We start from the raw sequence: 25,483 nt of genomic DNA, 5'->3' as shown, positions 1-25,483 counted from the left end.
AACATTCGCCGTAAATTCGAGTAAATAACATCGTTGTGAAGATAAATAATAATTAGGGGCATTACAGATATGGATAAACCCGCTCAAGTCGGTTTATTACAACAACCTAAACCATTCTTTATGATTTTCTTTGTAGAATTATGGGAACGTTTTGGTTACTACGGCGTACAAGGTATTCTCGCTGTTTATTTCGTTAATAAACTTGGGTTCTCACAAGAACAAGCCTTTATTACTTTTGGTGCCTTCTCTGCACTAGTTTATGGGTTAATTTCAATTGGTGGGTATGTTGGTGACCACTTATTAGGAACAAAACGTACTATTGTTTTAGGTGCAATAGTTCTTGCTATCGGTTATTTCATGACCGGTATGTCAATTATGTATCCTAACCTTATTTTCTATGCGTTAGGAACTATCGCTGTAGGTAACGGTTTATTTAAAGCGAACCCAGCAAGCTTACTGGCGAAATGCTATCAACCAAAAGATCCACGCCTTGACGGTGCATTTACCTTATTCTATATGTCAATTAACGTGGGTTCTCTGATCTCATTATCTATTGCGCCAGTACTTGCAGAGCGTTATGGATATGCACTGACCTATAATATCTGTGGTATTGGCTTAATCATTGCTCTATTGGTTTATATTTTCTGCCGCAAAATGGTAAGAAATATTGGCTCAGAGCCAGACCATTTACCCCTTAATTTCAACAAACTACTCTTAGTTATTATTGGTAGTGTAGCAATGGTATTTGTTTGTGCATGGTTAATGCATAACGTGATGATTGCTAATATTGTTTTAGTCAGCCTGTCTATTATTGTTGTCTTTATTTATTTCCGTGAAGCATTTAAACAAAAAGACAGAGTTGCTCGTAATAAAATGTATGTTGCATTTGTTCTGATGCTTGAAGCGGTTATTTTCTATATTCTTTATGCTCAAATGCCAACATCATTAAACTTCTTTGCTATTCATAACGTTCATCACACGTTATTAGGCTTTGATATTAACCCGGTTAGCTTCCAAGCACTCAATCCATTCTGGATTATTGTTGCCAGCCCTATTTTAGCTATCGCATATAGCCGCTTAGGCGCGAAAGGTAAAGACTTCTCAATGCCAGCGAAGTTTACCGCAGGTATGCTTCTATGTTCATTAGGGTTCCTTACAGCAGCAGCATCAGGTATGTGGTTTGCTGATGCTAATGGTTTAACTTCACCTTGGTTTATTGTTCTGGTTTATTTATTCCAAAGCTTAGGTGAGTTGATGATCAGCGCCTTAGGTTTAGCTATGGTTGCAGCGTTTGTACCACAATACATGATGGGCTTTATTCTTGGTATGTGGTTCTTAACTCAAGCAACAGCTTATTTGCTGGGGGGGTATGTAGCAACATTCACCGCAGCACCAGAAGGTATTACTGATCCATTGCAAACATTGCCTATTTATACAGATGTATTTGGTAAGATAGGTATAGCAACCTTAATTGTAGGTCTAATTATGTGGGTAACCGTCCCTTTATTAAACCGTATGATGAAAGAAGATATCAAAGTTACTGGTTAATGTTTTAATACTAAAATCAGTTAGCATAATAAAGCGTCTTCTAAGGCGCTTTTATTTTATCTATTGATTGGCAGCTTTGCCTTAGCGCAATATGATTTGTTACCAGCTATCCATATAGATACGTATTTATCTCAAATTGATTTTTATAATGTTCTTTTTCTTTTATCTTCTTTTATTCTGTTTTATAAGTACTATCCTTAATGCAAATATTTAAATTTTTATGGTTAATATAATAATAACCATCTACTTTAAACAATATTTCAGATAGGAGAAATTCTGATGAATGATAAGAATAAGCTATCCGCAGCATTATTAGCTATTTTTCTCGGTGGATTAGGGATACATAAATTCTATCTTCGCAAAGTAGGAATGGGCGTTTTATATCTCTTATTTTGTTGGACGGGTATTCCTGCAATTATTGGTTTTATTGAAGGTATTTATTATCTCTGTATTTCAGATCAAACCTTTAATGACAAATATAATCGTTATTAAATAGCGTTAAAATAAATTGAATGCATAAAAAAACCCGCTATTTGCGGGTTTTTATTTCATCATAAAGAATGGGTCAATTACAGTACATCAACTGAGTTCAGTTCTTTAAATGCTTGTTCTAAACGAACAACCATTGAAGTTTGAGCCTGACGTAACCAGTTACGTGGATCGTAGTATTTCTTGTTAGGTTTATCAGCACCTTCTGGGTTACCTAGCTGGGCTTGCAGATAGCCTTCGTTCTTTTTATAGAACTGTAAGATACCATCCCAAGTTGCCCACTGAGTATCAGTATCGATATTCATTTTAACAACACCGTAGCCTACCGCTTCTTTGATTTCTTCTGCTGAAGAACCAGAACCACCGTGGAATACGAAGTCTAAGCTGTTGTGTGGCAGGTTAAATTTCTCTGAAACGTAGTCTTGTGAATTACGCAGAATTTTTGGTGTTAATTGCACGTTACCTGGTTTATAAACACCGTGAACGTTACCAAATGATGCCGCGATAGTGAATCGTGGGCTAACTGCATTCAGTTTTTCGTATGCGTAAGCAACGTCTTCTGGTTGAGTATATAGCGCAGAGCTATCCATACCTGTGTTATCAACGCCGTCTTCTTCACCACCAGTACAGCCTAACTCGATTTCTAACGTCATATCGATTTTAGCCATACGCGCTAAATATTTAGCACAGATTTCGATGTTTTCTTCTAATGATTCTTCTGATAAGTCAATCATATGAGAGGAGAACAGTGGTTTTCCTGTTTTTGCGTAGTGTTTTTCACCTGCATCTAACAGACCATCAATCCATGGTAATAATTTTTTCGCACAATGGTCAGTATGTAGAATAACTGGAACACCATAGTATTCAGCCATTTGGTGAACATGATGAGCACCAGAAATTGCACCTAAAATTGCAGCTTGCTGAGGTACATCTGATTTAAGACCTTTACCTGCGATAAATGCAGCACCACCGTTAGAGAACTGTACAATAACAGGAGAACGAACTTTCGCAGCAGCTTCTAACACAGCGTTGATTGAATCAGTACCTACGCAGTTAACCGCTGGCAGAGCAAATTTGTTTTCTTTTGCTACTGCAAACACTTTTTGTACATCATCACCAGTGATGACACCCGGTTTTACGAAATCAAAAACTTTAGACATGTAATAAGATCCTATAATTGGAACAGGTAGAAAAAAGTCCTTCTACCTGTATGAGCAATGACTTAATTACTGTTTAGCACGTTCTTCCAGCATTGCAACAGCAGGGAGTTTTTTGCCTTCAACGAACTCTAAGAAAGCACCACCACCGGTTGAAATGTAAGAGATTTTGTCTGCAATATCAAATAAATCAATCGCAGCCAGTGTATCGCCACCACCTGCAATAGAGAATGCTTCACTATTTGCGATAGCGTTAGCAATAATTTCTGTACCTTTACGGAAATTAGGGAATTCAAATACGCCAACAGGGCCATTCCATAAAATGGTTTTCGCATTTTTCAGAATTTCAGCCAGACGTTCTGCTGTTTCATCACCGATATCCAGCACTTGTTCATCATCTTTGATGTCGCTTGCTGATTTCAATGTTGCTGGCGCTGTTTCTGAGAACTCAGTAGCAACACGAACATCCGTTGGTACTGGAATATCACATTTTTCCATCAGTTTTTTTGCATCATCAACCAGATCAGCTTCATATAATGAACGACCTACTGGGTGACCTTCTGCTGCGATAAACGTATTAGCGATACCACCACCAACAATTAATTGGTCAGCAATTTTAGATAAAGAATCTAAAACAGTCAGTTTAGTTGATACTTTAGAACCACCAACAATAGCAACCATTGGGCGAGCAGGTTTATCTAATGCTTTACCTAATGCTTCTAGCTCTGCTGATAATAGAGGGCCTGCACAAGCAACATCTGCAAATTTAGCTACGCCATGAGTTGATGCTTGAGCACGGTGAGCGGTACCGAATGCATCCATTACGAATACATCACACAGTGCAGCGTATTGTTTAGATAAGGTTTCGTCGTCTTTCTTTTCGCCTTTATTGAAGCGAACGTTTTCTAACACAACTAATTCACCAGTATTTACTTCAACGCCATTTAAATAGTCTTTAGCTAAGCTAACTGGTGCAGTTAATTTGTCTTTCAGATAGTCAACAACTGGTTTTAAAGAGAATTCTTCGTTGTACTCACCTTCAGTAGGACGTCCTAAGTGAGAAGTTACCATTACTTTAGCGCCTTGTTTTAAAGCTGCTTCAATGGTTGGTAATGAAGCACGGATACGTGCATCGGAAGTCACTTTACCATCTTTAACTGGAACGTTCAGGTCAGCACGGATAAGAACTCGTTTACCGGCCAGGTCTAAATCGGTCATCTTAATTACAGACATGATGAATCCTCTCATTGATTCTCTAAAATTTAGTAATCTTCTGTTCAATGCCTTGTATTTTAACAATAAAGCATCATTACTTTCTTGTTTTTACGTGGCATCGTTATTAATACATGATTATTTAAAACCAGTAGCAGCCATTGCTAGCGTTGTATCAAGCATTCTGTTAGCAAAGCCCCATTCATTATCACACCAGACTAAAGTTTTAATCAGATGCTGCCCACTCACCCTAGTTTGAGTGCCATCAACAATAGCACTGTGGGGGTCGTGGTTAAAATCAGTTGAGACTAATGGCAATTCTGTGTAATCCACTATACCACGAAATGCCTCTGTTGCTGATTTTTGAATTAAACGATTGACATCTAACACATTTACGGCAGTTTTTACCGTGACACTTAAATCAATTGCCGTCACATTAATTGTAGGAACTCGTACGGAAATTGCCTCAAAATGATCTTTAAATTTTGGGAAAATTCGTGTTATCCCCGCCGCTAGTTTAGTATCAACAGGAATAATTGATTGCCCAGCTGCCCGTGTTCGGCGTAAATCTTTATGGTATGCATCAATTACAGGTTGATCGTTCATTGCTGCATGTATTGTAGTAACTGTTCCTGATTCTATATTAAATGCATCATCCATCAATTTAATGATTGGGATAATACAATTTGTGGTACAAGAAGCATTAGAGACTATTCGGTGTTCTTTTTTTAATTCATGTTGGTTAACACCAAATACAACCGTTGCGTCTAAATCGGTGGTGCCTGGATGAGAAAAAAGGACCTTTTTTGCACCTTGTGCGATATGAGATTCACCATCAGCGCGAGAGCCATATACCCCACTACAATCTAATACCACATCAATACCTAACTCACCCCAAGGTAACTCACTAATTTCTGCATGATGAAATAGTCTAATAGTATCATCACCTACTTGCAGCAAGTCGTTATTAATACGTATATCCCAAGCAAAACGACCATGGCTAGAGTCATACTTGAGTAAATGCCCAATTCCTTGTGCATCAGCCAGTTCATTTATCGCAACAACCGTAATTTCAGCACGTTTACCTGATTCATAAAGAGCTCTTAATACATTACGTCCAATGCGACCAAATCCATTAATAGCAACTCTGATAGCCATGTGACTCCTTTGATAACTCGTGATTATGCAACCACCTAGAATAATAGAGCAAGATACTAATCAGCAGTGATAAATCAACTAAATCTAAAATTTGTGGAGTCACCGACATTTCAGCCTCAACTGAAACGGTTCAGCTTCTAGGTAATCAGATTACGAGAAATGAGAGAGGATCGCAATAGCAAACAAAGATGGAAGGATAAAAAAAGAACACATCCGAGAAATTCTTCCTCAAAATGTGCTCTCGTTAACACTTATTGATTATTTAAGTAAAGATTTTGCCTGTGTAACCACATTTTCCACAGTAAAACCAAACTCAGCAAACAGTTCGTTTGCTGGTGCTGACTCACCGAAACTACGCATTCCGATAATTGCACCATCAAGGCCAACATATTTGAACCAGTAATCAGCAATACCTGCTTCGATAGCTACACGCGCTTTAACTGCTGCTGGTAATACTGCTTCACGGTAATCTGCATCTTGTTTATCAAACGCATCTGTTGCTGGCATAGAAACAACACGAACATTACGACCTTCAGCCGTCAATTGTTCGTAAGCGCTAACTGCCAATTCAACTTCAGAACCGGTTGCAATGAAAATTAATTCTGGTGTACCAGCACAATCTTTCAGGATGTAACCACCCTTCTCGATATTGGCTAGTTGTTCAGCAGTACGTGGCTGTTGTGCAAGATTTTGGCGAGAGAAAATAAGCGCTGTTGGACCATCTTTACGATCAATTGCGTATTTCCATGCAACAGCAGACTCAACTTGGTCACATGGACGCCATGTGCTTACGTTTGGAGTTACACGTAGGCTTGCCATTTGCTCAACAGGTTGGTGAGTTGGGCCATCTTCACCCAGACCAATAGAATCGTGAGTATAAACAAAGATGCTGCGGATTTTCATCAGCGCTGCCATACGTACAGCGTTACGAGCATATTCCATAAACATCAGGAATGTTGCACCGTAAGGAACAAAACCGCCATGTAATGCGATACCGTTCATGATTGCAGACATACCGAATTCACGAACACCATAATGGATATAGTTACCCGCTTTATCTTCGTTCAGTGCTTTAGAACCAGACCACATAGTTAGGTTACTTGGCGCTAAGTCCGCAGAACCCCCCATAAATTCTGGCAATACTTTACCGAAGGCTTCTAATGCATTTTGAGAAGCTTTACGGCTAGCAATGTTTGATGGGTTTTGTTGCAGATTTTCAATAAATGCTTTGGATTCTGTTTCCCAGTTTGCTGGTAACTCACCAGACACACGACGTTTAAATTCAGCCGCTAACTCAGGGAATTTGGCAGCATAAGCAGCGAATTTAACATCCCACTCAGCTTCTTTAGCTTGACCTGCTTGTTTTGCATCCCATTCGTTGTAAATTTCTTGTGGAATTTCGAATGCACCGTATTCCCAACCTAACGCTTTACGGGTTTCTGCAATTTCTGCATCACCTAATGGAGAACCGTGTGAGTCAGCAGTACCTGCTTTATGAGGAGAACCAAAACCAATAGTCGTTTTGCAGATTAACAGTGAAGGTTTATCAGTAACCTGTTTTGCTGTTTCGATAGCAGCTTTAATGCTTGCTGCATCATGACCATCGATACCGCTAATTACATGCCAGCCATAAGCCTCAAAACGCTCTGCTGTATTATCAGTAAACCAACCATGCACTTGGCCATCAATAGAAATGCCATTGTCATCATAAAATGTAATCAGTTTACCCAATTGTAATGTTCCCGCTAAAGAACATACTTCATGAGAGATACCTTCCATCATACAACCATCACCCATAAAGGCGTAGGTGAAGTGATCGACAATATCGTGACCAGGACGGTTAAATTGAGCCGCTAATGTACGTTCTGCTATCGCAAAACCCACTGCGTTTGCAATACCCTGACCTAAAGGACCCGTTGTAGTTTCAACACCTGGGGTATAACCATATTCTGGGTGGCCTGGTGTTTTAGAGTGTAATTGACGGAAGTTTTTCAGATCATCCAAAGAAACCTGATAACCAGACAGATGTAATAAGCTGTAAATCAGCATTGATGCGTGGCCATTAGATAATACAAAGCGGTCACGATCAGCCCAGTTAGGGTTAGATGGATTATGATTTAAAAAATCACGCCATAATACTTCTGCAATATCAGCCATGCCCATAGGCGCACCAGGGTGTCCTGATTTAGCTTTTTGCACTGCATCCATACTTAAAAAACGGATCGCATTAGCAAGGGTTTTACGAGTGGTCATTTTCTACTCCAAGTCGGATAAAAAGCATCTAGATAGCTGATTCTCTCAATGCGGGCAAAAAACCGCAATATAAAAAATCCACAAAGGTGGCTATCGTAATCAGCTAAAATCAATAATTCTTTGATTTACACTGCATTTTTTACGATTAAAGCGGAAAATAACATTACACCACCGCATTGTTGCGCAACAAAATTAGAGGAAGGCAATTATTTGCGCAATTGAGAAGTGTGCTATTAGACCTTAGCTTGATATCACTAATCAAGATAAAATTTCATTGCTGTTTTATCCATCAAATCAAATAAATATCTTATTTGTTCCAATTATATACAGATAGAACGCCGCACTTAATATCGAATAGCAGAATAAACAGAAATAAAAAGAGGGAAAAGCTAGTTTTATTACACCAATGGATCTAATAACCTAATAAAAATTATCTGATTACATGTATGCTAATTGTATGTATGCAAAAAATATAATGCTGTAGCCACAATTGAGTAACAGTTATGTTATTAATCATCGCTAAAAATAGAGGTAATAAAAATATCAGCATTACAAATAAAAATAAAAATTTAAATCACAACGAGCTTTTCTTGTGACACACCAACAACCCAATGCCCTTTAAAATAAAGCTCAACAATCTCTTGCCACTGCATCCCAAGGTTAAAGTGAACTTCTGTTAAATACTGCCTAAAGGCATAACACAATGCATTTTTGGCAGCTAAGTTAAAATCATGAGCTTTATACTTAAACCTTTCATCTGGCATTACTTTAATTTGCTGTGTAATCATTTTTGTGATTTTCAAGCGCTGTTCTATCAAAACTTTAGGATTAATTTGCTTGTGATAAAAAGGATCCTCTTGAGTCAGAGAAGTCGGCAACCAAATAAAATTTAATGAAGAAAAAAGTAAGCTTTCAAGACTTGCAAATTGAATAAGATTATTATCATCTAAATCTGCTTTCCCCAGATTAGAGAAAAAAACAGTATTCTGTATCTTCTGTTGGGTATCTTCAAAAATTGTCATCATTAATCGGCTCAATAAATTTACTCTGGGCCATTCCATTTTAATTAATTTTTTAAATGTTCAAGCACTAACTGAAATAATCGCTTAATATTTTTTTATAGCTCTTTATATATTTCAATCATAACCAATTTATAATTTTTATTATATAATTATATGGTTATGATATTCATGTGGCTGGTGTAAAATCGATATGAAATTTATTTAACAAACAAAAATCAACAAATTTTTTAGAAGCAACTAATCTCGTTTTAAATTGTTTATCTCTGGCAAGATAGAAATCACCTTGATTATCTTTTTTATAAATAGCTTTTGATAGTATTGGGCTACCATCTGATAACACACTAAAATCAGATTTTTCAATATCAATAAGGTCTAAATATTTATTAATAAAGCACATATAAAAAGTATGCTCTTGCCCTTCGCAATTCACCACGCATTCATATGAATAAATTTCATTAATAACTTCTTTTTTTAATGCCTCTATTACTCTTTTAGAAAAAACAGGAATACCAATATTTAAAGGTAAATAATCTGCAAAACGCAAATTATTTAATGTAATTTCTTCTTGTGCCTCACCGTAAGGCTTTGTGTATTTAAGAAATTTATTGCCACCTTCATTGAGTATAAAATATGAAAATAACCTACCTTTTGTATCTTTTACATCAACAAGAGCACCTTGAGTATTTTTAATAAAATCGAATTGATAGAACATCATCATTTTTCCTTAGTGAGGCGGATTTAAAACCACCGTGCCATAGGAGAATTCTCTTTCAGATTTTTATCAATCAATTCTAATGTAATGATATTTTGTTCAATAACTGGAGACATTATCTCATCTAATATCTCACAATCTATATGACACCCTGTATGGTGAAATAACAGAGTAAATGCATCATCAATTAGTGACTGTTCATGATGCTTTTTCATTTCCAGAATAAATTGAACAATTTTTTGTTTTATTTCTTTGTTTTTTCTATATTCATCATCTTCAGTAACAAATCCCTGAAAATAGAAACTCTCTAATTCTTCGGATAATAGATTTAAACGTACACGAAATTCCGTATTCATAAGTTAATCTCCATTAAATAAACCAATATACTTCAGATTGTTATAACTTTTATTTTCACTTATTGATAACTCAGGATCTTGATACCAAAATATCGCATTCGCACTTTCTATGCCTAACGTCTCACACTTTGCCTTTACTAAAGATAATTCCCTTTCATCCACTGCTGCCTCTAGTAATATCTCATCAAGCGTTACATTATTTTGATAACGAGGAATAACACCAATAAAATCATGATCATACCAAGTTATACCCAAATCCTGACAAAACTCACAAATTTTATAGTTGGGATCATCAATTCCCGCCTCTAAATAATCTAATTCAAAATAATCTAAGTATTCTGCATCAGAAGCAAAATTACTTCCTATCCATAAATGTACTTTATTTTCCATATTTAATTACTCTGTAAATGAAATTGAGCGTGATGTTTATTAGAGATGATAAATCTTAAAATACTGATATCAAATATCTTATGCAATAGATGATTTTTTCAGAAAAACAGAAAAGAATGAATTTAACGAGATGAGAAACGCAAAAACCCCAGCATTTATGCTGGGGTTTAGAATGTTGGCGGAACGGACGGGACTCGAACCCGCGACCCCCTGCGTGACAGGCAGGTATTCTAACCAACTGAACTACCGCTCCGCGTATCCTTTCGGACGAGGTGAATATTACGAATCTCTTACCTTGTCGTCAACTGTTTTTCTAACAAAATGATGCATTTGGACAGTTTTTGAGCTTGAGTTTTGTTTTATGCTTTTTTTATGCTCAAGCCGTGCCATCTTCAGGGGTTGGACGCCATAAACAATGGCCACCTTTCTTCACCACTAAGTCTAATCGTGACTCATGTTCAATTAATTCTTCTGCCGTAGCTTTAATCACTCTTAAACCCGCTTCAGGACGAACGATGCGCTGTATTTCATTACGTTCTTGTTCATCATGCGATTCACCTTCCATAGAGAACGTTAACGCAGTCTGCCCCCCGGTCATTGCTAAATAGACATCAGAAAGTATCTCAGCATCCAATAACGCGCCATGAAGCGTACGTTTGGAGTTGTCGATTAAATATCTATCACATAAAGCATCAAGGTTATTTCGTTTACCTGGAAATAATTTTCTAGCCAGAGCAAGGCTGTCAGTAATCTGGCAAAAAGTTTCGGTCGGAGGAATATCGCGATTAAGTTTTCTAAACTCATAGTCCATAAAACCGATATCAAACGATGCGTTATGAATAATCAGCTCTGCACCACGAATATATTCTAAAAATTCATCTGCAATATCAGCAAATGAAGGCATATCCTCAAGAAATTCATCGCTAATACCATGAACTTCAAAAGCTTCAGGATCAACAAGCCTTTCAGGTTTAACATAAACGTGGAAATTTCGCCCTGTTAAACGACGATTGATGACCTCTACGGCACCAATTTCGATGATATTATGGCCTTCGTAATGAACGCCCAGCTTGTTCATACCGGTTGTTTCGGTATCAAGTACAATTTGTCGTGTGATTGGAGTGCTCATAATCCGTTTTTATGTCAGACTTAAGGTTAGTTTTCGCAATAATTAAAAAGGATAAGTCGCCTTTATGCATAAGCAGGTAGAAATATTCACCGATGGTTCATGTTTAGGCAACCCAGGTCCCGGTGGTTATGGTGCTATTTTACGTTACCAACAACATGAAAAAACCCTAAGTGAAGGTTTTTTTATGACCACCAACAACCGAATGGAACTTCTTGCTGCTATCGTAGCATTAGAAGCATTAAAATTCCCTTGTAAAATTACACTGACAACAGACAGCCAGTATGTAAGGCAAGGTATTACTCAATGGATCCACAGCTGGAAAAAACGTCAATGGCGTAAAGCAGACAAAAGCCCAGTATTGAATGTCGATTTATGGAAACGACTCGATACTGCTATCACACCTCATGAGATTGAATGGCGTTGGGTTAAAGGCCATGCGGGTCATGATGAGAATGAGCGTTGTGATGTATTAGCTAAAGAAGCCGCGGCTGCTCCCACTAAAGAAGATGCTGGCTATATCGCAAGCCAACAAGATAAAGCAACAGAATAATACAACGAGTAATTATATTATTCAGATCGATTACGAGTTGCCCCTAAGACTCTTCCTTTTACACTCAACCGAGGTAATGCAAATTTCATGGTGGTGGGTGTTAAAGGAAAGGTTCTTTTACGAGCAATAATTAAATTTAGACATCCGCCGGTATGATAGCGGCTACCATCACGTTTTATTGGTCGTGAAAATGGCATAATCTGGAAATTCTGCTGAGTCATCACTTCATAATTAAGAAGGCTTAGCCAGTCGATTTGACGTCGTAATGAAAACATCCGACAACAATAAGGCTGTTTCTGCCTTAAAAAAGGAGTGCATTTGCCCAGCCCAACTAGGCTTATGGGGTTAAAGCTGGTTAAAATTACCCAACCATCATCAACTAAAACACGGTCAGCTTCTCGCAATAACCAATGTGGATCTGCACTATAGTCCAAAACATGAGCCATAAGACAAACATCTATCGATTTATTCTCAAATGGCAAATAATTTAGTGATGCAATAACATCAGCATTTGTGGCATTAGTGCTTACATTAACTTGATGTGAAACAGTACTTAACGTGGTATCAACTTCAGCACTTAGCTGACCTAGTTTTAGCATATGAAAACCATACATTTTAGGCCACCAATGCTGTAAACGTAGTTCTATTGCCATACGGTAGTATTCACCCCAAGGAATATTACGCCAAGAATCAGGCATAACCATTGGTTTTACCGAACGTGCTGCTTTCATCGTTGAACCCTTTATATTTATAAGTAAGGTAACTTATATGGAGCTTATCAGAATTCCTGCTTTATCCGATAACTACATTTGGCTATTAAGTAATGAAAATAGTGAATGTGTGATTGTTGATCCTTCACAAGCAAAGCCCGTTATTGAGATGCTCACTCAACGTTCACTGTCTCCTGTCGCTATTTTATTAACTCACCATCATGATGATCATGTGGGTGGTGTTGCAGATTTAGTGACAAAATACCCGAGTATTACGGTCTTTGGCCCAAAAGAAACGCAAGATAAAGGGGCGACCCACATTATTCATGATCAAGAAAAAATTATTATTGATTCGTTTTGTTTTCATGTCATTAGTACACCGGGTCATACATTAGGTCATGTTTCTTATTATTCTGAACCTTATTTATTTTGTGGTGATACACTTTTCTCTGGTGGCTGTGGTCGTTTATTTGAAGGTACAGCACAGCAGATGTTTAGTTCTTTGCAAAAACTCAGTGCATTACCTGATAACACATTAATTTGCTGTGCTCATGAATACACCCTTTCTAATATGGCCTTTGCACACCATATCATGCCAGAAAATGCACTTATTACCGATTATTTTCGCCAAGTTAGTGAAATGCGTAAGAATTTGCAACCAACTGTGCCAATAACACTGAAAAGTGAAAAGAACATTAATCTTTTTCTGAAATCTGACGATATTGATTTACAAGGGATTTTAGGCATAACCACCAATACTTACGCGCCAATTAAGACATTTACAAAATTAAGAGAATTAAAAGACAACTTTTAATTGCTAAGTGTTGTTTTATTTTAGCGCACTCAGTATTATCTGGTTCAAAAAACATACAGGATGAATTTTTCTATTATGAAGACAAAAGCGATTTTGTTCTCAATATTGCTATTAGCAGGCTGTCAGCAATCAGAGAACATTAAACCCAATTTGTCTGCGATAACGCCAACACCGAAAGGATCTTCAACTTCCTATCAACCACAAATTGATGTTAAAACTAATTTATGGGGTTATGTAGTAAGTGAATTAAAGATGGATATCCCTGAAAATGAAAGGATCTCGCAGCAAGAAATTTATTTTTTAAATAACCCAAAACATATACAGGCCGTTGCCTCTCGCGCAGAACCTTATATGTATTGGATTATTGAAGAAATAAAAAAACGTGATTTACCTATGGAGTTGGCACTCGTTCCCGTTGTAGAAAGTGCGTTTAATCCTCATGTTACCTCTTCTGCTAAAGCAGCTGGCTTGTGGCAATTTGTTCCTATTACTGGCAACTACTATGGATTAGCCCAAAATCAATGGTATGACGGTCGCCGTGATGTTGCCGCATCAACCAATGCAGCGCTTGATTTGCTTGAAAGGCTTTATGTCATGTTTGATAACGACTGGGCACTTGCGCTTGCCGCTTATAATGCGGGCGAAGGCCGTGTTATGCAGGCAATAAAAGCCAATATAAGCAAAGAATTGCCAACAGATTACTGGTCGCTTTCTTTACCTAAGGAAACCATGAATTATGTGCCTAAAATTCTTGCTCTAAGTAAAGTTATTCGTGAAAACGAAGAAAATATTACGTTTCCCAAAAGCAACTATCGCGATAGAGCATTGGCGACCATTGATGTTGGCGAACAAATTACCTTAGGTAAAGTTGCCGAATTAAGTCAGCTACCAATAAACACAGTAAAAGATTATAACCCTGGTTATAAAAGAGGAATTACGGCACCGAATGGACCACATGTCATTATGTTGCCAAGAAATAAGCTTGATCAATTTCGTAATGCCTTTGAAGACGAAGCTGTGCTTGAGACCATCCGTTTAGCTGTGGCTAAAGCTAACCAGTCGATTAAGCAAGAAGGTATTTATAAAGTTCGTTCTGGCGACTCTTTTTATGCCATTGCTAGCCGCTACAATATGAGTATAAAAGAGTTACAGCGTATTAATGGCTTAGGAGCCAAAAGCACCTTGCTGGTAGGTCAAACATTAAAAATTCACAATGCTAATAGCACCCGCCATGCAACTATAAGCAAACCGAATAAACCATCACCAAGTTACTATAAAGTGCGTCAAGGTGACTCTTATTACAGCATTGCACGTCGTCATGGTATTAACCTTAAGCAGTTAATGAGCTGGAACTCTGATATTAAAATGTTAAAACCAGGGACTCAGTTAACGCTCTATATTAAATAGTGAGCATAATTTTCTGCGCTTCTTAGTGCTGATTTAAAAGCCATCTATCTGCTTAATGCCTTAATGGTTGTGCATAGATGGCTTTTTTGTTGCTCTCTATTTATTACTCTTTTGATTTTTTCATACTAAAAATTGTCATTTTTTAAATATCTATCGACATAAAAATCGCAATAAAAAAACGCCTGATATTACTATCAAGCGCCTTTTCTAGCCTTTTACTTGGTTATATTAATAAGTTATAACCAGAAGAACCAAGCAAAGAGAGAAATAATTAAGATACAGACAAGGTTAAGCACCCCACCCACTCTGACCATTTCTATCTGTTTTATATATCCAGAACCAAAGACTATCGCATTTGGTGGTGTTGCAACAGGTAACATAAAGGCACAAGAAGCACCGATACCAATAATCATGGTTAATGCCATAACAGGCATTCCTAATGCTTGAGCGACCGTTGCAAAGATTGGTACTAATAATGCCGCACTGGCTGTATTACTGGTGAATTCTGTTAACACAATAATAAAGGTTGTTACTGCCAGAATAATCACAAACCAATGGCTATTACCAAAGGTATCTTTCATAAAGTCAGCCATAACGAGGCTTGCACCAGAAGACTGTAAAATTGCGCTTAGTGTTAAACCACCACCAAACAGCATCAATACGCCCCACTCTGTGTTTTCTTGGATTTGACTCCAGCTAGCAACACCCGTTACACCGATAACAATTGCCGCACTCACTGCAATGACAGTATCAAGATCTTTTACTCCACCGAAAGCACTACTGATAAAAGAGCTGAAAATCCAGCAAAAAACAGTCACTAAGAAGATAATCATGGTAATAACGCGTTTTTTATTCCACTCTAATACTTCTAATTTCAAATCAAATTTGTGCTTTAAGTTGGGACGTAACATCAAATACATCACGATAAACATGACGGGTAACAGCACTAACATAATTGGAACGCCGTACTTCATCCATGTAATAAAATCTAAATTGAGTTGAGCCGCAGCAATGGCATTAGGGGGGCTACCAACCAATGTACCCAAACCACCAATACTAGCACTATAAGCGACGCCCAGTAGAACAAAAACAAAGGTATTGCGCTCTGAGCGAATATCCAAGTTAGATAAAATACCCAATACTAGTGGCAGCATCATTGCTGCGGTTGCAGTATTACTTATCCACATCGAGAGCAGTGCGGTAACGCCAAATAACAACAACACAGCGACTGATAATTTACCTTTCGCAATCATCAATAAACGGTTAGCAATTAAGCGATCAAGCCCCTGTATATGTAATGCTGTAGCTAATGCAAATCCACCAAAAAATAAGAAAATAATAGGATTCGCAAATGATTTTAATGATTCATTTGTATTCATTAGCCCCATAACAACAGCTAGTATAGGGATGAATAATGCCGTAATTGTTACGTGAACAGCTTCTGTCAGCCATAGCACACCAACAAATACCATTAATGCTAAACCAGCATTAGCTTTAGGATCATAAGGTAAAAACTCTAACAACAAGAGTAATATGACAATATCAATTGCCAGAATAATTAACCCTCGTTTGTTTATCGGGCTTGATTTCGCCGATGGGGCTAAATTGGACGCGTCCATGATTAATACTCCACATTAGCTGATATGAACATTAGGTTCATTAAGCCATAATTGTTAACAAAATAGGTTATATGTGAAATATAAAAACATTTCACGCCATTGAAAATGCGCAAAACCAATAATTGGGATCTCATCCACGACAATTAATCGATTTATTAATAAAAGAGTAATAATTGAACACTATTTTCACTTACCCATCACACTTTTCGACGACAGTTAATGAGGAATATTTCTTTTTTTATTATGAAATACGCAAAAAACAGACAAAAAAATGGGTGAACACAAGGTCCACCCATTAATAATTAATTAGAGAAATTAATCAAAGGAGCAATTATGCTTGACCTTTAACTTCTTTCAGACCATTGAAAGGCGCTTTGCTACCTAATGCTTCTTCAATGCGGATAAGTTGGTTGTACTTAGCAACACGGTCAGAACGGCTCATAGAACCTGTTTTGATTTGACCTGCTGCTGTACCTACTGCTAAATCAGCAATAGTTGCATCTTCTGTTTCGCCTGAACGGTGAGAGATAACAGCAGTATAACCTGCATCTTTCGCCATTTTGATCGCTGCCAGAGTTTCTGTCAGTGAACCGATTTGGTTGAATTTGATCAGGATTGAGTTAGCAATGCCTTTATCAATACCTTCTTTCAGGATCTTGGTGTTAGTTACAAACAGGTCGTCACCAACCAGTTGGATTTTGTCGCCAAGAACTTTAGTTTGGTATGCAAAACCATCCCAGTCTGATTCGTTTAAACCATCTTCGATAGAAACGATAGGATATTGCTTAGTCAGTTCTTCTAAGTAATGAGTGAACTCTTGTGAAGTGAAGGTTTTACCTTCGCCTTTCAGCTCGTAGTTACCTGTTTCATTGTTGTAGAACTCAGAAGCTGCACAGTCCATAGCCAGAGTAACGTCTTTACCTAAAACGTAACCTGCTTTTTCAACTGCTTCTTTGATCGCAGCTAATGCAGCAGCATTAGATTCTAAGTTAGGTGCATAACCACCTTCATCACCAACTGCAGTGTTCATACCTTTAGATTTCAGAACTTTCGCTAAATGATGGAAAATTTCTGAACCCATACGAACGGCTTCTTTCAGAGAAGGTGCGCCTACTGGTTGGATCATGAATTCTTGGATATCAACGTTGTTATCTGCATGCTCGCCACCATTGATGATGTTCATCATTGGCAGAGGCATAGAATATTGACCGTGAGTACCATTCAGATCAGAAATGTGCTCGTACAAAGGCATACCTTTCGCTGCAGCGGCTGCTTTTGCGTTTGCTAAAGAAACCGCTAGGATTGCGTTTGCACCAAAGTTGGATTTGTTTTCAGTACCGTCTAAATCGATCATAATTTTATCGATATTAGCTTGGTCTTTTGCATCCTGACCGATCAACGCTTTAGCGATTGGACCGTTAACAGCAGAAACTGCTTTCAGAACACCTTTACCTAGGAAGCGAGATTTGTCGCCATCACGTAATTCTAAAGCTTCACGAGAACCTGTTGATGCGCCTGATGGTGCAGCCGCCATACCAACGAAACCACCTTCTAAGTGAACTTCCGCTTCAACTGTTGGGTTGCCACGAGAATCGATAATTTCACGACCAAGTACTTTAACGATTTTGGACATTCGGTTTTCCTCTGTACAAGTTAAATTTCCGAGAAAAGATACCCTATCTCTTCTCATATATTCTATTTTAGCAAGCCTCTTTGGTTATCAAAGGCTGCTTTCACAAAGCCAGCAAATAACGGATGGCCGTCACGTGGCGTTGAGGTAAACTCAGGGTGGAATTGACAAGCGACAAACCAAGGATGATTTGGGTTTTCAATAATTTCCACCAGTTTGTTATCTACTGAACGCCCCGCGATGCGTAAACCCGCATCTTCGATACGTTTTAACAGCAGATTATTCACTTCATAACGATGACGATGACGCTCTGTAATGGTGTTTCTGCCATAAAGTGTACGCACTAAGCTGTCACCACTTAAATGGCAAGGTTGAGCACCAAGGCGCATCGTACCGCCTAAATCACTTGAATCTGAGCGGACTTCCAGATTACCGTTTTCATCACGCCATTCTGTAATCAGCGCAATAACAGGGTATTTGCAGTCTGGTGCAAATTCTGTTGAGTTCGCGTCTTCCATATTTGCAACATTACGTGCAAATTCAATCATTGCGACCTGCATACCTAAGCAAATACCTAAGTAAGGGATTTTATTTTCGCGAGCATATTGAGCAGCCATAATTTTGCCCTCAACACCACGCTCACCAAAACCACCAGGTACTAAGATTGCATCTAACCCTTTGAGCATTTCAATGCCACGAGTTTCAACATCTTGCGCATCAATTAGTTTAATATTTACAGCTACACGGCTTTTGAATCCACCATGTTTTAGTGCTTCAATCACTGATTTATAGGCGTCTGGTAATTCAACATATTTACCCACCATACCAATGGTGACTTCACCTTCAGGATTCGCTTCTTCAAAAATAACTTGTTCCCATTCTGCAAGATTTGCGACAGGACAATCTAAGCTGAATCGTTTACAGATATAATCATCTAATCCCTGCGATTTCAAGAGAGAAGGGATTTTATAAATGGAATCGACATCTTTTAATGAGATAACCGCTTTTTCTGGCACATTACAAAACAGTGCGATTTTTGCACGTTCGTTAGCCGGAATAACGCGGTCTGAGCGGCAAATCAGCGCATCTGGCTGAATACCAATAGAAAGTAATTCTTTTACTGAGTGCTGAGTAGGTTTAGTTTTTACTTCACCGGAAGCCGCTAAATAAGGCACCAACGTTAAATGTAGGTAGAACGTATGTTCACGACCTACTTCCGCGGCCATTTGGCGAATAGCTTCTAAGAATGGTAAAGATTCGATATCACCAACTGTTCCGCCGACTTCGACTAAAACCACATCATGGCCTTCACCGCCGCGGATAATACGTTCTTTAATTTCATTAGTGATGTGAGGGATAACTTGAATTGTGGCACCTAGGTAGTCACCACGACGCTCTTTGCGTAATACTTCAGAGTACACGCGCCCTGTCGTAAAGTTATTACGACGCGTCATTTTAGTGCGAATAAAGCGCTCATAGTGCCCTAAGTCGAGATCCGTTTCAGCTCCATCGTCAGTGACGAAGACTTCCCCGTGCTGAATTGGGCTCATTGTACCTGGATCGACATTAATGTACGGATCCAACTTCATCATGGTGACATTGAGTCCACGGGCTTCGAGTATAGCCGCCAAAGAGGCTGCGGCAATGCCTTTACCCAGAGAGGATACGACCCCGCCGGTCACAAAAATATAATTCGTTTTCATGCTGAACCTGAAAGTTTAGGTGTATTAGGATGATGGATATAACTGGACGGGAACACAGTATACCCGAACCTTATTTTCGCTACAAACATTCTTAGTAGTATAAAGTTCTTTTTCATCACGCCACTTATCCGTTTAAACACGAAAAAACAGTAAAAATTCAATAAACTAAACCCATGAAAATATTTCTCAGCTATTTTAGCTTAATCCTTTCAGCTAAGATATCACTTTTGCTGAATAGATGCTTTATTTTTTTCATAGTATTAAGTGTAGCAGGTTTATAGCGAGATCTTTTGTTTCGGATCATGTGTTTAATTTTTTTGATGCAAGTCACATATTTTATGTAAACTAATGCAATATAAAAATATTACCTTATACAAAAACAAAAAACGAAATTACATTTTATAATTTCGTTTTTTATAACTTTTTATAACCACAAGTTTAAAAAGGCGTTTTATCACAAGAAATTTACCGCATTTAATGTCACATCGAGGCAAATTTGCGTGTCAGAACTCACTCAATTTGTTGTTCTTTAGCTTGCTGCCAACTGATCTCCATCTCTTCCAACGTCGCATTTTCTATGCCTCTCCCTTGCTCTGCTAAATTTTTTTCAACAAAACGAAAGCGTTGTTCAAACTTACGGCAAGCTCGGTTTAATGCTTGCTCTGGTTTTTGTTTTAAATGACGAGCTAAATTAACCACAGAAAAAAGTAAATCACCTAACTCATCTTCTATACGAGATTCATCACGAGGATTATTTTTCACCTCAGCCATTACCTCATCAATTTCTTCATAAACTTTACCTAATACAGGCTCTAATTCACTCCAATCAAAACCTACAGTAGCACAACGCTTTTGAATTTTTTCTGCTTTCATTAATGCGGGTAACGTAGCAGGAATATCATCTAACAATGAAAATTGAGCTTTGGCTTCACGCTCTTGAGCTTTGAGCTTTTCCCAACGATGTTTTTCTGGGACTAAATTATTGCCACTTTCAGATGCAAAAATATGAGGATGGCGACGTTCTAATTTATTGCTAATGGCTTCGCAGACATCATTAAAATCAAATAAACTTTGCTCTTGTGCCATTCGTGAATAAAAAACGACTTGATAAAGTAAATCGCCTAACTCTTCTTTTAAATCAGCAAAATCTTTACGTATAATGGCATCTAATACTTCATAGGTTTCTTCTAATGTATAAGGTGCAATAGTGTCAAAAGTCTGCACTTTATCCCATTCACATCCAGTATTAGGATCACGTAGCTGCGTCATTATTTCTAATAAACGAAAAATTTCACGATTTTCTGACATCACATTGCCTTTTAAATAAGTGTTAGCTTTATTCTGTTTAACCCATTTTTAGATAAAAAAATGCCGAGAACAGTTGTCTCGGTATCTTATCATTTCAAGCTTAAGATCTTAAAAATAACTTTTGTGAAAGAATAATGACATTTTAAATAGAACCATGAAGTTGTTATTTACAAATATACTCCTCGCTATAAACCCACTTTTCAACTCCGCATAAATACGTCATTTTTATCAAAGGATTAATAAAATGAGTGAAAATATAATTCAATTTAGTTCATTAACTGTAACGCCACATAACAGTTATATTCCTGAATATGCGTTTAATAATAACTTCTCATTTAATCAAGCAACAAATATAATTTGCAATACTTTTATGCAGGATAAAAATCAAGAATGCCCTGTTTGCGGAAAGAAAAATTGCCCTGAGTTTAAAAATGAATGTAAATCTTACTTAAAACAGAAAACCGAATTAGCATTAAAAAAAGCATTAAGAATGCAACCCTATGGCCGTGCTTTAATGCATAGATCAAACGAGTTTAATGAAAGTTCTCCATTGCTATTATTAAATATGGAAGAAAATAATATTCCATTAAATAATGAAAATATAGGTCGTATATTTGAAGCAGACCTGAATCTAAGTAGAATGTTTTACCAAAAAATGAACTATATAAATGGTTTTCTTTTTGATATTCATTTTAGTCCTCATCCAGACCCTATGTTACAAAATATAGGTGAAAAATTTGGGGAATATTCCCGCTGGTTACCCTCAGTACGATTAGCTTTACATGCCTTATATGCAGATAACGGTGCAGATAATATAAATAATTTTCCAGAGATGCAAAAACACATTAGAGAGCAAGATTTTAAGTCTGCATGTCAGGATTTTCATAATAAAATGACGTTTACACATCGCAATTTCCAAATTGCCGATATTTTAGCGCAGCAAGCAAATAAAAAAGAACAAATAGATAATGATTTTAATCAGTTACATGATTCAATAAAGTTTACGGCTGATTTTTATAAAGAAGTGTTTAATGCTTATGGTGATAAAGCAAGAAAATTAGCGGAGTCTTTAGCACAACAAGCCAGAGGAAAAACCATCCGTAACGTTGATGATGCACTAAAAGCTTACGAAAAATACAAAGCGGATATCAATAGAAGAATTAATGCCAAAGATCGTAAAGCTATTGCAACTGCATTGGAATCGATCAAACTCGATGATATAGCTCAAAAATTAAAAAATTTTAGTAAAGGTATGTTTTTTGTGAGTAAAGCTCTTGACGTCAAAGATCTATCGATAGAGTTAATAAAAGCAACAGAAACAGATAATTGGCGTCCATTTTTTGTTAAAGCAGAGACTATATTTGTAGGAATGGCGGCTACATCTGTAGCAGGATTTACATTTAGTGTACTTCTAGGTGGTCCCATAGGGATATTCGGATATGGATTGCTTATAGCAAGCATTGGAGCATTGATTGATAACGACTTAATTGAAAAAGCCAATAATTTGATTGGTATTTAATTAATACTTTAAAGGTTGTTTATTTAGAGGAACAACCTTTTCACTAACACAAATAATATAAAAATTATTGTAATTGGTATAGATAATAAAAACACGATGAAACTATATAAAGCTAAACCACCAGCTTTACCAGCTGTATCTAAAAATAGTCCTCGATTCCAAAATTCTCTAGTAGTAAATTGAAGAAAAAAATATTCAATTCCCCATTTAGCCAACGGATATAATCCAATACCAGAAATACTAATTAACAATATTAGACTTTCATACTTCAACTCATACTCTAAGCAAGAGTATAAAAATAGAGCGCCAATAAACCATCCCCAACACATATTCTTAATATAATATTGTTTAGTTATCTTCATATTTATCTACGAGATCTCTTTTATTTAAAACCATATTTATTTTAAATAAACCCTAGCAATTAAATTACTAACTAAATATACAGATTTTCTGATTTTTAGATAAAAAAATACCGAGAACAGTTGTCTCGGCATCTTATCATTTTAATGTTTTAGTGAGAAAAGCGTTTCGCTTCTATCACATCAGGTAATTGATTTAGCTTAGCAAGAATACGACCTAATACTTGAAGATTATAAATCTCAATATTCATATCGATAGTTGCCAGCTGTTGTTTCACATCACTACGACTGCTTACACCAAGTACGTTAACTTTTTCATTTGCTAAAATCGTGGTGATATCACGTAATAACCCACTACGGTCATTCGCTACAACACGTACCACCAGCGAATAACCACTGGAGTAATTTTCACCCCATACCGCATCAACAATACGCTCAGGGGCATGAGAAAGTAATTCAGCTAATTGTTCGCAATCTGAGCGGTGAATTGAAATACCTCGGCCTTTAGTAATAAAACCAGTAATATTATCGCCAGGAATAGGTTGGCAACAACGCGCAATATGGTGCATTAAATTACCGACACCCTCAACAACAATACTGCCCCCAGAGCCTGTGGTTCTTGGCGCTGGTACTTTATTTTCTAAAGAGCGAAGTGCTTCTTTATCTTCATCTTCTGCTGTTGCTTTATTCAATCTACTTTGAATAAAGTTTACTAATTGATTAATGCGAATATCACCAATACCAATACCCGCTAAAACTTCATCAACACTATGAACGTTATAACGCGCAATCAGCAGTTTTTCTGCTTCTTTCATATTGATATCAAGATGAGCCAATTCATTGTCTAGAATTTGGCGTCCAGCGAGAATATTTTTATCTCTATCTTGTTTACGGAACCAATTATGAATTTTTGCACGGCCACGGCTTGTCGTCACATAACCCAAGTTTGGATTCAGCCAATCACGACTTGGATTAGGATGCTTTTGCGTAATAACTTCAATTTGATCGCCCATTTGTAATTGATAACTAAATGGAACAATCCGACCACCTATTTTGGCACCAATACAGCGATGACCAACATCACTATGAATATGATAAGCAAAATCAAGCGGTGTTGAGCCCGCAGGTAAATCGATAACATCACCTTTTGGCGTAAACACATACACACGATCATCAAAGACCTGGCTACGAACTTCATCGAGCATTTCGCCTGAATCCGCCATCTCTTCTTGCCATGCAATCAGTTTACGTAACCAAGCAATGCGATTTTCATAACTTCCTGTGCCACCTTTCGTTGCAGCACCTGTTGCACCTTCTTTATATTTCCAGTGAGCCGCAACGCCTAATTCTGCATCTTCATGCATTTGGCGAGTACGTATCTGAATTTCTAAGGTTTTACCTTCAGGGCCTAATACCACCGTATGAATCGATTGGTAACCATTAGGTTTAGGGTTGGCAACATAGTCATCAAATTCATCAGGTAAATGACGATAATGCGTATGCACAATGCCTAATGCGGCATAACAGTCTTGTAATCGTTCAACCACAATCCGCACGGCTCTCACATCAAACAATTCATCAAATGCGAGATTCTTTTTCTTCATTTTGCGCCAAATACTATAGATGTGTTTGGGACGTCCATAGATATCAACTTCAATATTTTCTTGCTTCATATAGCCACGAACCGTACTGACAAAATTATCAATATACTGCTCACGATCAATACGGCGCTCATGAAGTAATTTGGCTATTTTTTTATATTCATCAGGATGAAGATAACGGAAACAAAAATCTTCTAATTCCCATTTTAACTGCCCAATACCCAATCGATTGGCTAAGGGGGCATAAATATTAAAACACTCTTTAGCCGCGAGAACGCGTTCATCTTCTGTGGCATCTTTTACTTCACGTAAATGGGCGATACGTTCAGAAATCTTGATAACCACACAACGAAAATCTTCTACCATCGATAACAGCATGCGACGAACATTATCGACTTGTACCGAACTCATCTCATTAGTATGAGCGGCTTTGAGTTGACGTATTGCGTCCATTTCCATAACACCGCGGACTAAACTCCAAATCGCGTCACCAAAATGTTCAGTAATAATGTCCTGATCAATAAGATTTACTTCGGCAAGAGGGAAAAGAAGCGCAGCCCTCATACTGTCTTTATCCATGCTCAGTGTCGAAAGAAGCTCAACCATTTCAACACCACGCCATAGCAGCAATTGAGCATCTTCATGCCCCTGAACTGTGCGATGACAATATTCCCAGGTTTGCATGATTTCACTACCTGCGTTGGCATGGGTTAAATTCAAACTATCTACCCATTTATCAACGGCAAACTCTCCCGCAGGAGTTAAGTGAGCACTTCTAACTGCAACCATATTCTCTCCCTACCCGATATAAATCTTATTTGCGACTTATTTGCTAAC

At 37.5% G+C, this 25,483-nt stretch carries 22 protein-coding genes and 1 tRNA gene; 6 read left to right on the top strand and 17 right to left on the bottom strand.

What is annotated here, in order from left to right:
* Nucleotides 1–69: 69 nt before the first annotated feature.
* Together dtpB and M997_RS05770 are read left to right on the top strand one after the other, a co-directional pair.
* A complete protein-coding gene (gene dtpB, locus M997_RS05775) occupies nt 70–1,548 on the top strand; it encodes a dipeptide/tripeptide permease DtpB (protein ID WP_064719159.1) in 1,479 nt (492 codons plus the stop codon).
* A gap of 279 nt (nt 1,549–1,827) precedes the next feature.
* On the top strand, nt 1,828–2,040 hold the full coding sequence (locus M997_RS05770; protein ID WP_064719158.1) for a TM2 domain-containing protein: 213 nt from the start codon (nt 1,828–1,830) through the stop codon (nt 2,038–2,040).
* A gap of 77 nt (nt 2,041–2,117) precedes the next feature.
* On the opposite strand, the gene fbaA is transcribed toward M997_RS05770, so the two are convergent.
* The 10 genes from fbaA to dnaQ form a co-directional block, all read right to left on the bottom strand.
* Nucleotides 2,118–3,197, bottom strand: a complete 1,080-nt coding sequence (gene fbaA, locus M997_RS05765) for a class II fructose-bisphosphate aldolase (protein ID WP_064719157.1) — start codon at nt 3,195–3,197, stop codon at nt 2,118–2,120.
* A 66-nt stretch (nt 3,198–3,263) separates the two neighbouring features.
* The gene (gene pgk, locus M997_RS05760; protein ID WP_064719156.1) at nt 3,264–4,427 is read right to left on the bottom strand and encodes a phosphoglycerate kinase; all 1,164 of its coding nucleotides are present in this window, start codon (nt 4,425–4,427) and stop codon (nt 3,264–3,266) included.
* A gap of 117 nt (nt 4,428–4,544) precedes the next feature.
* Nucleotides 4,545–5,564: an erythrose-4-phosphate dehydrogenase gene (epd, locus tag M997_RS05755; RefSeq protein ID WP_064719155.1), complete on the bottom strand. Its 1,020-nt coding sequence runs from the start codon at nt 5,562–5,564 to the stop codon at nt 4,545–4,547.
* A gap of 258 nt (nt 5,565–5,822) precedes the next feature.
* Nucleotides 5,823–7,817: a transketolase gene (tkt, locus tag M997_RS05750; protein ID WP_064719154.1), complete on the bottom strand. Its 1,995-nt coding sequence runs from the start codon at nt 7,815–7,817 to the stop codon at nt 5,823–5,825.
* Nucleotides 7,818–8,386: 569 nt separating this feature from the next.
* The gene (locus tag M997_RS05745; RefSeq protein WP_156510808.1) at nt 8,387–8,839 is read right to left on the bottom strand and encodes a hypothetical protein; all 453 of its coding nucleotides are present in this window, start codon (nt 8,837–8,839) and stop codon (nt 8,387–8,389) included.
* A gap of 166 nt (nt 8,840–9,005) precedes the next feature.
* Entirely contained in the window at nt 9,006–9,554 is a 549-nt protein-coding gene (locus M997_RS05740; protein ID WP_064719152.1) for a hypothetical protein, read from the bottom strand.
* Nucleotides 9,555–9,577: 23 nt separating this feature from the next.
* Nucleotides 9,578–9,907, bottom strand: a complete 330-nt coding sequence (locus tag M997_RS05735) for a hypothetical protein (protein WP_064719151.1) — start codon at nt 9,905–9,907, stop codon at nt 9,578–9,580.
* A gap of 3 nt (nt 9,908–9,910) precedes the next feature.
* Complete coding sequence (locus M997_RS05730; RefSeq protein WP_064719150.1) at nt 9,911–10,297, bottom strand: immunity 22 family protein; 387 nt, start codon at nt 10,295–10,297, stop codon at nt 9,911–9,913.
* A 176-nt stretch (nt 10,298–10,473) separates the two neighbouring features.
* Nucleotides 10,474–10,550: transfer RNA gene (locus tag M997_RS05725), tRNA-Asp, on the bottom strand.
* A 123-nt stretch (nt 10,551–10,673) separates the two neighbouring features.
* Complete coding sequence (dnaQ, locus tag M997_RS05720) at nt 10,674–11,426, bottom strand: DNA polymerase III subunit epsilon (protein WP_064719149.1); 753 nt, start codon at nt 11,424–11,426, stop codon at nt 10,674–10,676.
* 64 nt (nt 11,427–11,490) lie between these two features.
* On the opposite strand from dnaQ, the gene rnhA reads away from it, so the two are divergent.
* Nucleotides 11,491–11,976, top strand: coding sequence for a ribonuclease HI (gene rnhA, locus M997_RS05715; RefSeq protein WP_064719148.1), 486 nt, complete (start codon nt 11,491–11,493; stop codon nt 11,974–11,976).
* A gap of 17 nt (nt 11,977–11,993) precedes the next feature.
* Here the strand turns inward: rnhA and M997_RS05710 are convergent, their stop codons facing one another.
* A complete protein-coding gene (locus M997_RS05710) occupies nt 11,994–12,707 on the bottom strand; it encodes a class I SAM-dependent methyltransferase (RefSeq protein ID WP_064719147.1) in 714 nt (237 codons plus the stop codon).
* A gap of 37 nt (nt 12,708–12,744) precedes the next feature.
* On the opposite strand from M997_RS05710, the gene gloB reads away from it, so the two are divergent.
* Entirely contained in the window at nt 12,745–13,500 is a 756-nt protein-coding gene (gloB, locus tag M997_RS05705) for a hydroxyacylglutathione hydrolase (RefSeq protein ID WP_064719146.1), read from the top strand.
* Nucleotides 13,501–13,575: 75 nt separating this feature from the next.
* Nucleotides 13,576–14,907, top strand: coding sequence for a murein transglycosylase D (mltD, locus tag M997_RS05700; RefSeq protein ID WP_064719145.1), 1,332 nt, complete (start codon nt 13,576–13,578; stop codon nt 14,905–14,907).
* Between the two features lie 236 nt (nt 14,908–15,143).
* On the opposite strand, the gene M997_RS05695 is transcribed toward mltD, so the two are convergent.
* The 4 genes from M997_RS05695 to mazG form a co-directional block, all read right to left on the bottom strand.
* Complete coding sequence (locus tag M997_RS05695) at nt 15,144–16,526, bottom strand: SLC13 family permease (protein WP_064719144.1); 1,383 nt, start codon at nt 16,524–16,526, stop codon at nt 15,144–15,146.
* 331 nt (nt 16,527–16,857) lie between these two features.
* On the bottom strand, nt 16,858–18,159 hold the full coding sequence (gene eno / locus M997_RS05690; RefSeq protein WP_064719143.1) for a phosphopyruvate hydratase: 1,302 nt from the start codon (nt 18,157–18,159) through the stop codon (nt 16,858–16,860).
* 62 nt (nt 18,160–18,221) lie between these two features.
* Nucleotides 18,222–19,859 carry a glutamine hydrolyzing CTP synthase gene (gene pyrG / locus M997_RS05685; protein WP_064719142.1) on the bottom strand — a complete coding sequence of 546 codons (1,638 nt, stop codon included), beginning with the start codon at nt 19,857–19,859 and terminating at the stop codon, nt 18,222–18,224.
* A gap of 510 nt (nt 19,860–20,369) precedes the next feature.
* Nucleotides 20,370–21,167 (bottom strand): nucleoside triphosphate pyrophosphohydrolase, encoded by a 798-nt coding sequence (mazG, locus tag M997_RS05680; protein ID WP_064719141.1) that lies wholly within the window; start codon nt 21,165–21,167, stop codon nt 20,370–20,372.
* 244 nt (nt 21,168–21,411) lie between these two features.
* Between mazG and M997_RS05675 the strand changes: the two genes are divergently transcribed.
* Complete coding sequence (locus M997_RS05675; RefSeq protein ID WP_064719140.1) at nt 21,412–22,686, top strand: colicin-like pore-forming protein; 1,275 nt, start codon at nt 21,412–21,414, stop codon at nt 22,684–22,686.
* Nucleotides 22,687–22,709: 23 nt separating this feature from the next.
* Here M997_RS05675 and M997_RS05670 read toward each other — a convergent pair whose 3' ends face one another.
* Both M997_RS05670 and relA read right to left on the bottom strand, forming a co-directional pair.
* Nucleotides 22,710–23,048 carry a colicin E1 family microcin immunity protein gene (locus tag M997_RS05670; protein ID WP_082918392.1) on the bottom strand — a complete coding sequence of 113 codons (339 nt, stop codon included), beginning with the start codon at nt 23,046–23,048 and terminating at the stop codon, nt 22,710–22,712.
* Between the two features lie 149 nt (nt 23,049–23,197).
* Nucleotides 23,198–25,435, bottom strand: coding sequence for a GTP diphosphokinase (relA, locus tag M997_RS05665; protein ID WP_064719139.1), 2,238 nt, complete (start codon nt 25,433–25,435; stop codon nt 23,198–23,200).
* Between the last annotated feature and the right edge of the window lie 48 nt (nt 25,436–25,483).

Origin of the sequence: Proteus hauseri ATCC 700826 (assembly GCF_001654965.1) — a bacterium.
Classification (GTDB): Bacteria; Pseudomonadota; Gammaproteobacteria; order Enterobacterales; family Enterobacteriaceae; genus Proteus; species Proteus hauseri.
This window is presented reverse-complemented; position numbering and strand designations above follow the sequence as displayed.

Bases quoted from the DNA above. Each gene is read 5' to 3' on its own strand.
- dnaQ (WP_064719149.1), bottom strand. From the start codon at position 11,426: ATGAGCACTCCAATCACACGACAAATTGTACTTGATACCGAAACAACC.
- pgk (WP_064719156.1), bottom strand. From the start codon at position 4,427: ATGTCTGTAATTAAGATGACCGATTTAGACCTGGCCGGTAAACGAGTT.
- M997_RS05770 (WP_064719158.1), top strand. From the start codon at position 1,828: ATGAATGATAAGAATAAGCTATCCGCAGCATTATTAGCTATTTTTCTC.
- M997_RS05710 (WP_064719147.1), bottom strand. From the start codon at position 12,707: ATGAAAGCAGCACGTTCGGTAAAACCAATGGTTATGCCTGATTCTTGG.
- tkt (WP_064719154.1), bottom strand. From the start codon at position 7,817: ATGACCACTCGTAAAACCCTTGCTAATGCGATCCGTTTTTTAAGTATG.
- pyrG (WP_064719142.1), bottom strand. From the start codon at position 19,859: ATGAAAACGAATTATATTTTTGTGACCGGCGGGGTCGTATCCTCTCTG.
- dtpB (WP_064719159.1), top strand. From the start codon at position 70: ATGGATAAACCCGCTCAAGTCGGTTTATTACAACAACCTAAACCATTC.
- fbaA (WP_064719157.1), bottom strand. From the start codon at position 3,197: ATGTCTAAAGTTTTTGATTTCGTAAAACCGGGTGTCATCACTGGTGAT.
- M997_RS05735 (WP_064719151.1), bottom strand. From the start codon at position 9,907: ATGAATACGGAATTTCGTGTACGTTTAAATCTATTATCCGAAGAATTA.
- mazG (WP_064719141.1), bottom strand. From the start codon at position 21,167: ATGTCAGAAAATCGTGAAATTTTTCGTTTATTAGAAATAATGACGCAG.
- mltD (WP_064719145.1), top strand. From the start codon at position 13,576: ATGAAGACAAAAGCGATTTTGTTCTCAATATTGCTATTAGCAGGCTGT.
- M997_RS05740 (WP_064719152.1), bottom strand. From the start codon at position 9,554: ATGATGTTCTATCAATTCGATTTTATTAAAAATACTCAAGGTGCTCTT.
- rnhA (WP_064719148.1), top strand. From the start codon at position 11,491: ATGCATAAGCAGGTAGAAATATTCACCGATGGTTCATGTTTAGGCAAC.
- gloB (WP_064719146.1), top strand. From the start codon at position 12,745: ATGGAGCTTATCAGAATTCCTGCTTTATCCGATAACTACATTTGGCTA.
- M997_RS05695 (WP_064719144.1), bottom strand. From the start codon at position 16,526: ATGGACGCGTCCAATTTAGCCCCATCGGCGAAATCAAGCCCGATAAAC.
- M997_RS05730 (WP_064719150.1), bottom strand. From the start codon at position 10,297: ATGGAAAATAAAGTACATTTATGGATAGGAAGTAATTTTGCTTCTGAT.
- relA (WP_064719139.1), bottom strand. From the start codon at position 25,435: ATGGTTGCAGTTAGAAGTGCTCACTTAACTCCTGCGGGAGAGTTTGCC.
- epd (WP_064719155.1), bottom strand. From the start codon at position 5,564: ATGGCTATCAGAGTTGCTATTAATGGATTTGGTCGCATTGGACGTAAT.
- M997_RS05675 (WP_064719140.1), top strand. From the start codon at position 21,412: ATGAGTGAAAATATAATTCAATTTAGTTCATTAACTGTAACGCCACAT.
- M997_RS05745 (WP_156510808.1), bottom strand. From the start codon at position 8,839: ATGACAATTTTTGAAGATACCCAACAGAAGATACAGAATACTGTTTTT.
- M997_RS05670 (WP_082918392.1), bottom strand. From the start codon at position 23,048: ATGAAGATAACTAAACAATATTATATTAAGAATATGTGTTGGGGATGG.
- eno (WP_064719143.1), bottom strand. From the start codon at position 18,159: ATGTCCAAAATCGTTAAAGTACTTGGTCGTGAAATTATCGATTCTCGT.